General features: G+C 56.7%; 5 protein-coding genes and 1 pseudogene. 5 read left to right on the top strand and 1 reads right to left on the bottom strand.

All coding sequences use genetic code 11. The features are described from left to right. Window positions 1-360: 360 nt before the first annotated feature. On the bottom strand, window positions 361-1,644 hold the full coding sequence (gene gltA, locus A3730_RS11100; protein ID WP_063519196.1) for a citrate synthase: 1,284 nt from the start codon (window positions 1,642-1,644) through the stop codon (window positions 361-363). Window positions 1,645-2,098: 454 nt separating this feature from the next. Here gltA and sdhC point away from each other — a divergent pair, with 454 nt between their 5' ends. From sdhC to A3730_RS11075, 5 genes and pseudogenes are all read left to right on the top strand, one after another. Next, a complete protein-coding gene (gene sdhC / locus A3730_RS11095) occupies window positions 2,099-2,476 on the top strand; it encodes a succinate dehydrogenase, cytochrome b556 subunit (protein ID WP_063519195.1) in 378 nt (125 codons plus the stop codon). Further along, complete coding sequence (sdhD, locus tag A3730_RS11090; protein ID WP_007150974.1) at window positions 2,470-2,841, top strand: succinate dehydrogenase, hydrophobic membrane anchor protein; 372 nt, start codon at window positions 2,470-2,472, stop codon at window positions 2,839-2,841. Before sdhC ends, sdhD begins: the two co-directional genes overlap by 7 nt. Before the next feature lie 3 nt (window positions 2,842-2,844). Beyond that, window positions 2,845-4,620 (top strand): succinate dehydrogenase flavoprotein subunit, encoded by a 1,776-nt coding sequence (gene sdhA, locus A3730_RS11085; RefSeq protein WP_063519194.1) that lies wholly within the window; start codon window positions 2,845-2,847, stop codon window positions 4,618-4,620. Between the two features lie 12 nt (window positions 4,621-4,632). Then, window positions 4,633-5,349 (top strand): succinate dehydrogenase iron-sulfur subunit, encoded by a 717-nt coding sequence (locus tag A3730_RS11080; protein WP_063519193.1) that lies wholly within the window; start codon window positions 4,633-4,635, stop codon window positions 5,347-5,349. 392 nt (window positions 5,350-5,741) lie between these two features. Further along, window positions 5,742-6,525, top strand: a pseudogene (locus tag A3730_RS11075) (2-oxoglutarate dehydrogenase E1 component); the annotation flags it as partial.

Here is a 6,525-nt window from a genome sequence, read left to right as displayed (position 1 = left end):
TGAGTGCCGTGTTGGTGGCGTAGGGGCCTTCCAGGGCGGGGGCCGTAGGGGCTTGCCAGGCGACGGGCTCGATACTGACCGGCCAGAATAGCAGGTAGGCGGCAATGGCGATGATGATGAGAAGCGCGAGAATTTTTTTCATTGTCATGTCTGCGTTGGCTAGCGAGACGATGATGCTTGCATGCACGGCGCAACCACGCAAATGCAGGGTGGTAATAGGCTCCAATCAGCGGGGCGAAACCGGTGTTGCCCGGTAGGCGAGCAGCGAGTTTTAAGGCGCCACGAGTTTAACTCGCGGTGGTTTTGCAGATACAAAAAAACCGCCCGAAGGCGGTTTTTTGTCAGGCGATAACGAGGCGCTTATTTGCGCTCGTTGACCGGCACGAAGGAGCGCTCGGCTTCGCCGGTGTACAGCTGGCGCGGACGGCCAATCTTGTACGGGTTGGAGATCATTTCGTTCCAGTGCGCAATCCAGCCCACGGTGCGTGACAGGGCAAAGATTACGGTGAACATGGAGGTAGGGATCCCGATGGCTTTCAGGATGATGCCGGAGTAGAAATCCACGTTCGGGAACAACTTCTTCTCTTTGAAGTAGGGGTCGTTCAGTGCGATTTCTTCCAGCTTCATGGCCAGTTCCAGCTGCGGATCGTTCACACCCAGTTCGGCCAGAACGTCGTGGCAGGACTCGCGCATCACGGTGGCACGTGGATCGTAGTTCTTGTAAACGCGGTGACCGAAGCCCATCAGCTTGAACGGGTCGTTCTTGTCCTTGGCCTTGGCGATGTAGGTGTCGATGTTATCTAGGGAGCCGATTTCATCGAGCATGTTCAGCACGGCTTCGTTGGCGCCACCGTGTGCCGGGCCCCACAGGGCTGAGATGCCAGCAGCAATACAGGCGAACGGGTTGGCACCGGAAGAGCCTGCCAGACGCACGGTAGAGGTGGAGGCGTTCTGCTCGTGATCCGCGTGCAGGATGAAGATGCGATCCATGGCCTTGGCCAGGGTCGGGCTGATCTTGGACTCTTCGCAGGGGTTGCCGAACATCATGTGCAGGAAGTTTTCTGCGTAACCCAGGTCGTTGCGCGGGTACATGAACGGCTGGCCCAGCGCGTACTTGTAGCACATGGCCGCGATGGTGGGCATCTTCGCGATCAGGCGGTACGCGGTGATTTCACGGTGCTCGGGATTATTGATATCCAGAGAGTCGTGGTAGAAGGCGGACAGCGCGCCAACTACGCCACACATGATGGCCATCGGGTGGGCATCGCGGCGGAAACCGTTGAAGAAGTTGCGGATCTGCTCGTGCACCATGGTGTGATTCTTCACGGTGCTGATGAACTGATCACGTTGTTCTGCGGTGGGCAGTTCACCGTACAGCAGGGTGTAACACACTTCCAGATAATCGGACTGACCTGCCAGCTCTTCGATAGAGTAGCCGCGGTGCAGAAGTTTACCCACTTCACCATCGATAAAGGTGATCTTGGATTCACAGGAAGCGGTAGAGGTGAAACCCGGGTCGAAAGTAAAGACGCCGTTAGCTACCAGTTTGGACACGTCGATAACGTCGCGGCCCAGAGTCGGGGTGTAGATCGGCAGGTCCAGGTCCTGACCCTCTACCTTGAGAGTGGCTTTCTTCTCGGTCATGGGAATCTCTCCATTGGCGGACGAGGGAACGTTCCTCAAGGTAAGGAAGGTCCTCCAAAGCGCGGGGGAAGGTAAAGTTTTGACACACCTTTGTCAACGCGCAGGCGAGAACCGGCGAGTCAGACTTTTGTAGGGTAAACAGCTTGTTACGCCTGAATGGTCGTTTTGCCTCAGCATGGTGCAACACAAATTCACGGCGTTCACATCAGGTGCATCATTGTAAATCAACGCGTTAGCCGGTAAGTGAAGAATAATTGTCACCTGGAGCGTTTGTTTTGCGTAAGTCGCGGCGATATACTCCCGCCCGGCAGAAACCTCCTGCTGGGGGTTTCACACGGGCCCACCCCGGCCCGGGCAGATTATTAAGATCAGTCTTCACGTTCTGATCTCAATGACTCTGCCAAGTTCCCGACAACCGCCTCTAATACAGAGGCCCGGCTATAAGTAGGCTACCGTGAACGATAAGCGACCCGTTAACCTCGATCTGAGCACGATCAAGTTCCCGGTCACGGCTATAGCATCTATCACCCACCGTGTAACCGGCGTTGCCATCTTTTTGGCGTTGCCGATTCTGCTGTGGATGCTGGATCGCTCCCTGGCGTCTCCCGAGAGCTTTGCGGACCTGAAAGAACTGATGATGACCTCACTGCTGGTGAAGCTGGTGGTATGGGGCATCCTGTCTGTATTGCTATACCACCTGGTGGCGGGCATTCGTCACCTGATTATGGACACCGGTGTTGGTGAAAGCCTGGAAGGCGGCCGTCGTGGCGCCAAGTTGGCCTTCATCATCTCTGCGGTATTGATTCTGCTGACAGGAGTCTGGATATGGTAACCAGTGTAACGAGCCTGGGCCGTAACGGCCTGTATGACTGGCTCATTCAGCGAGTATCAGCTGTCATCATCGGTGTATACATGATCGGCATGCTGGGTTATTTGATCACCGCCGGTGATCTGGATTATGGCAGCTGGAAAGCCTTCATGGGATCTATCTGCATGCAGATAGCCAACACCCTGCTGGTAATTTCTGTCGCTGCACACACCTGGGTAGGCCTGTGGGGCGTAACCACGGACTACCTGACCAGCCTGACCTTTGGTAAAGCCGCCACCGGCGTTCGCCTGATTGCCCAGCTGGCAATTGCACTGGCGTTGGTTGTGTACCTGCTTTGGGGTCTGGTTCTGATCTGGGGAGGGGCGTAATCCATGTCCATTCGCACTATTACGTTTGACGCTATCGTCGTAGGTGGTGGTGGTGCCGGTATGCGCGCCTCACTGCAAATGGCCCAGTCCGGTTTCAAGACTGCGCTGATTTCCAAAGTTTTCCCGACCCGTTCGCACACCGTATCCGCCCAGGGCGGTATCACCTGTGCGATCGCGTCCGCCGATCCCAACGATGATTGGCGCTGGCACATGTACGATACCGTGAAAGGTTCCGATTACATCGGTGACCAGGACGCGATCGAATACATGTGTAATGTAGGCCCTGAAGCGGTCTACGAACTGGACCATATGGGGCTGCCGTTTTCCCGTACTGAAGAAGGTCGTATCTACCAACGTCCGTTTGGTGGTCAGTCCAAGAACTTCGGTGAAGGCGGCCAGGCGGCCCGTACCTGTGCGGCGGCTGACCGTACCGGCCACGCGCTGCTGCATACCCTGTACCAGCAGAACCTGAAGAACGGCACCCAGTTCTACAATGAGTGGTACGCGGCAGAACTGGTAAAAGACGCTGACGGCAATGTCTGTGGTGTCATCGCCATTGATATCGAATCCGGTGAAACCGTGTTCTTCAAGGCCAAGGCAACCGTCTTTGCCACCGGTGGTTCCGGCCGTATCTACGCCTCCACCACCAATGCCCTGATCAATACTGGTGACGGCGTGGGCATGGCCCTGCGTGCCGGCCTGCCGGTGCAGGATATTGAAATGTGGCAGTTCCACCCCACCGGTATCGCCGGTGCCGGCGTACTGGTAACCGAAGGGTGCCGGGGCGAGGGTGGTTATCTCATCAATAAAGACGGTGAGCGCTTCATGGAGCGTTACGCGCCGAACGCCAAAGATCTGGCGTCCCGTGACGTTGTTGCCCGTTCCATGATGATGGAAATTCTGGATGGCCGTGGTGCCGGTCCGGATGGCGATCACGTCTTCCTGAAGCTGGATCACCTGGGTGAAGAAGTGCTGCACAGCCGCCTGCCGGGCATCTGTGAACTGGCCATTACCTTCGCGCAGACCGATCCGGTGAAAGAGCCGATCCCGGTTGTGCCGACTTGTCACTACATGATGGGCGGTATCCCCACCAATGTTCACGGTCAGGCGCTCAAGCTGACCGGTGGCCATGAAGGCGAAGAGCAGTTCGTGAACGGTCTGTTTGCCGTGGGTGAAGTGGCCTGTGTATCCGTACACGGTGCCAACCGCCTGGGCGGTAACTCGCTGCTGGATCTGGTGGTATTCGGTCGTGCAGCCGGTTTGTACATTGAAGATGCCCTGCGTCAGGGTATGACTCAATACGAGCCGCGCGATGCGGATATTGAGGAAGCGCTCTCCCGGGTTCGCCGTTGGGACGACTCCAAGGGTGGCGAATCTGTCTCCGCGCTGCGCAAAGAGCTGCAGAGCGTGATGCAGAACCACTTCGGGGTGTTCCGCAAGGGCGACCTGATGGCGGAAGGCGTGGCCAAGCTGGCCGATCTGCGTGAGCGGATTTCCAAGGCGCACCTGGATGACAAGAGCAAGCCGTTCAACACCGCGCGTATTGAAGCGCTGGAGCTGGATAACCTGCTGGAAGTGGCGGAAGCCACCGCCATCGCGGCCGAAGGCCGTACCGAGAGTCGTGGCGCGCATTCCCGCTACGATTACCCGGATCGTGACGATGAGAACTGGCTGTGCCACTCCATCTTCGACCCCAAAGCCAAGAAGCTGGGCAAGCGTGACGTGAACTTCAAGCCGAAGACCGTTGACACCTTCCAGCCCAAGGCGCGGACCTACTAAGGGGAGCTAACGATGAAAGTCAGTATCTATCGCTACAATCCGGAAACGGATCGCGAGCCGAGCATGAAGGAGTATGAGGTCGATACCCAGGGTAAAGACCTCATGGTGCTGGACATTCTCGCGCTGGTGAAAGAACAGGACGAGTCCATGTCCTACCGTCGCTCCTGCCGTGAAGGTGTTTGCGGTTCCGATGGCATGAACATGAACGGCAAGAACGGCCTGGCCTGTATCACTCCGCTGTCCCAGGTGGCACCGGGTGTGCTGGAAGGCAAGAAGCCGCTGATCCTTCGCCCGCTGCCGGGCCTGCCGGTCATTCGTGATCTGGTGGTGGACATGGGTATGTTCTATAACCAGTACGAAAAAGTGCAGCCGTATCTGCAGAACACCTCGCCGGCTCCGGCCATCGAGCGCCTGCAGAGCCCGGAAGAGCGTGAAAAGCTGGATGGCCTGTACGAGTGTATTCTCTGTGCCTGCTGTTCAACCAGCTGCCCAAGTTTCTGGTGGAACCCGGACAAGTTCCTGGGGCCGGCGGCCCTGTTGCAGAGCTATCGCTTCCTGGCGGACAGCCGCGACACAGTAACTGAAGAGCGTCTGTCCAAACTGGATGACCCCTTCAGCCTGTTCCGTTGCCACGGCATCATGAACTGCGTCAGCGTTTGCCCGAAAGGGTTGAACCCGACCCGGGCCATTGGTCATATCCGTTCCATGCTGTTGGAGCGGGGCATCTGACCCGAAACGAGAAAGGCGGCCTGATGGCCGCCTTTTTTGTATGTAATAAAGTCGGAGATGACGTTTTTGGCTGTCTATTCGACGTTTTGCCAATGGCAGACACATTCGGAAAGAGTCATAAGTTACTTTATGAATTCGGTGCCTAACAAAACCGAATTAAAAGGGCTACACTAGATAGCAGTTCGAGGTAATCCCTCGACGAGAGGTAGCAGGCTTCTACCCAGACCCGACCCGGTATGGGCGAGATAGCAGGTTGCATCTCATGGGTGGAACAGGGCTTAAAAGGCGTTGTTCCGAAAAATACGAGCGTACGGGAACAGGGTCGCCCCCCTGTGGTCGCAGTTACTCATACCACAGAGTGTGACAACCTCCCGCCGAAGGAACGAGCTAACATGCAAGACAGTTCCATGCAGCGGCAATGGCAGTCCTCCCATATCGGGGGAGCCAACGCTGCCTATGTCGATGAACTGTACGAATCCTACCTGACTGATCCTAATTCCGTGCCGGAAGACTGGCGCGTTTATTTCGAAAAACTCCCCAGTGTTGATACCGCCGTCGAATCCGATGTGCCCCACGCCGCCGTGCGTGAATACTTTCTGTTGCAGGCGAAGAACCGTTCGCGGGTGCAGAAGTTTGGTGCCGGTGCGGTCAGCACGGAGCACGAGCGTCGTCAGGTCCGTGTGCTGCACTTGATTGCAGCCTACCGAAACCGTGGTCACCAGGTGGCCAAGCTGGACCCGCTGGGCATCATGGAGCGCGAAGCCGTTCCAGACCTGGAACTGGCGCATCACGGTCTCAGCACGGCTGATCTGGATACCGTATTCCAAACAGGCAACCTGTTTATTGGTAAGCCTGAAACCTCTCTCCGCGATATCGTTGACTGCCTGACCAGTACCTACTGCTCCAGCGTGGGTGCGGAATACATGCACATGGTCAACACCGCTGAAAAACGCTGGTTGCAGCAACGCATGGAAGGGGTGCGCTGTCATCCGGAATACGGCACGGACATCAAGAAGCATATTCTTGAACGCTTGTCTGCTGCTGAGGGCCTGGAAAAATATCTGGGCAGCAAGTATCCGGGTACCAAACGTTTCGGCCTGGAAGGCGGTGAATCGTTGATTCCGTTGATGGACGAAATCATCCAGCGTGTTGGCAGCTACGGTGCCAAGGAACTGG

This window comes from Alcanivorax sp. HI0044 (assembly GCF_001634945.1).
Note: the sequence above shows the minus strand (reverse complement) of the source record. Positions and strands in the feature narration are given on the sequence as shown.

What these genes read in the sequence shown, in the direction of transcription:
- gltA (WP_063519196.1), bottom strand. Translation starts at nt 1,644, where the DNA reads ATGACCGAGAAGAAAGCCACTCTCAAGGTAGAGGGTCAGGACCTGGAC.
- sdhD (WP_007150974.1), top strand. Translation starts at nt 2,470, where the DNA reads ATGGTAACCAGTGTAACGAGCCTGGGCCGTAACGGCCTGTATGACTGG.
- sdhA (WP_063519194.1), top strand. Translation starts at nt 2,845, where the DNA reads ATGTCCATTCGCACTATTACGTTTGACGCTATCGTCGTAGGTGGTGGT.
- A3730_RS11080 (WP_063519193.1), top strand. Translation starts at nt 4,633, where the DNA reads ATGAAAGTCAGTATCTATCGCTACAATCCGGAAACGGATCGCGAGCCG.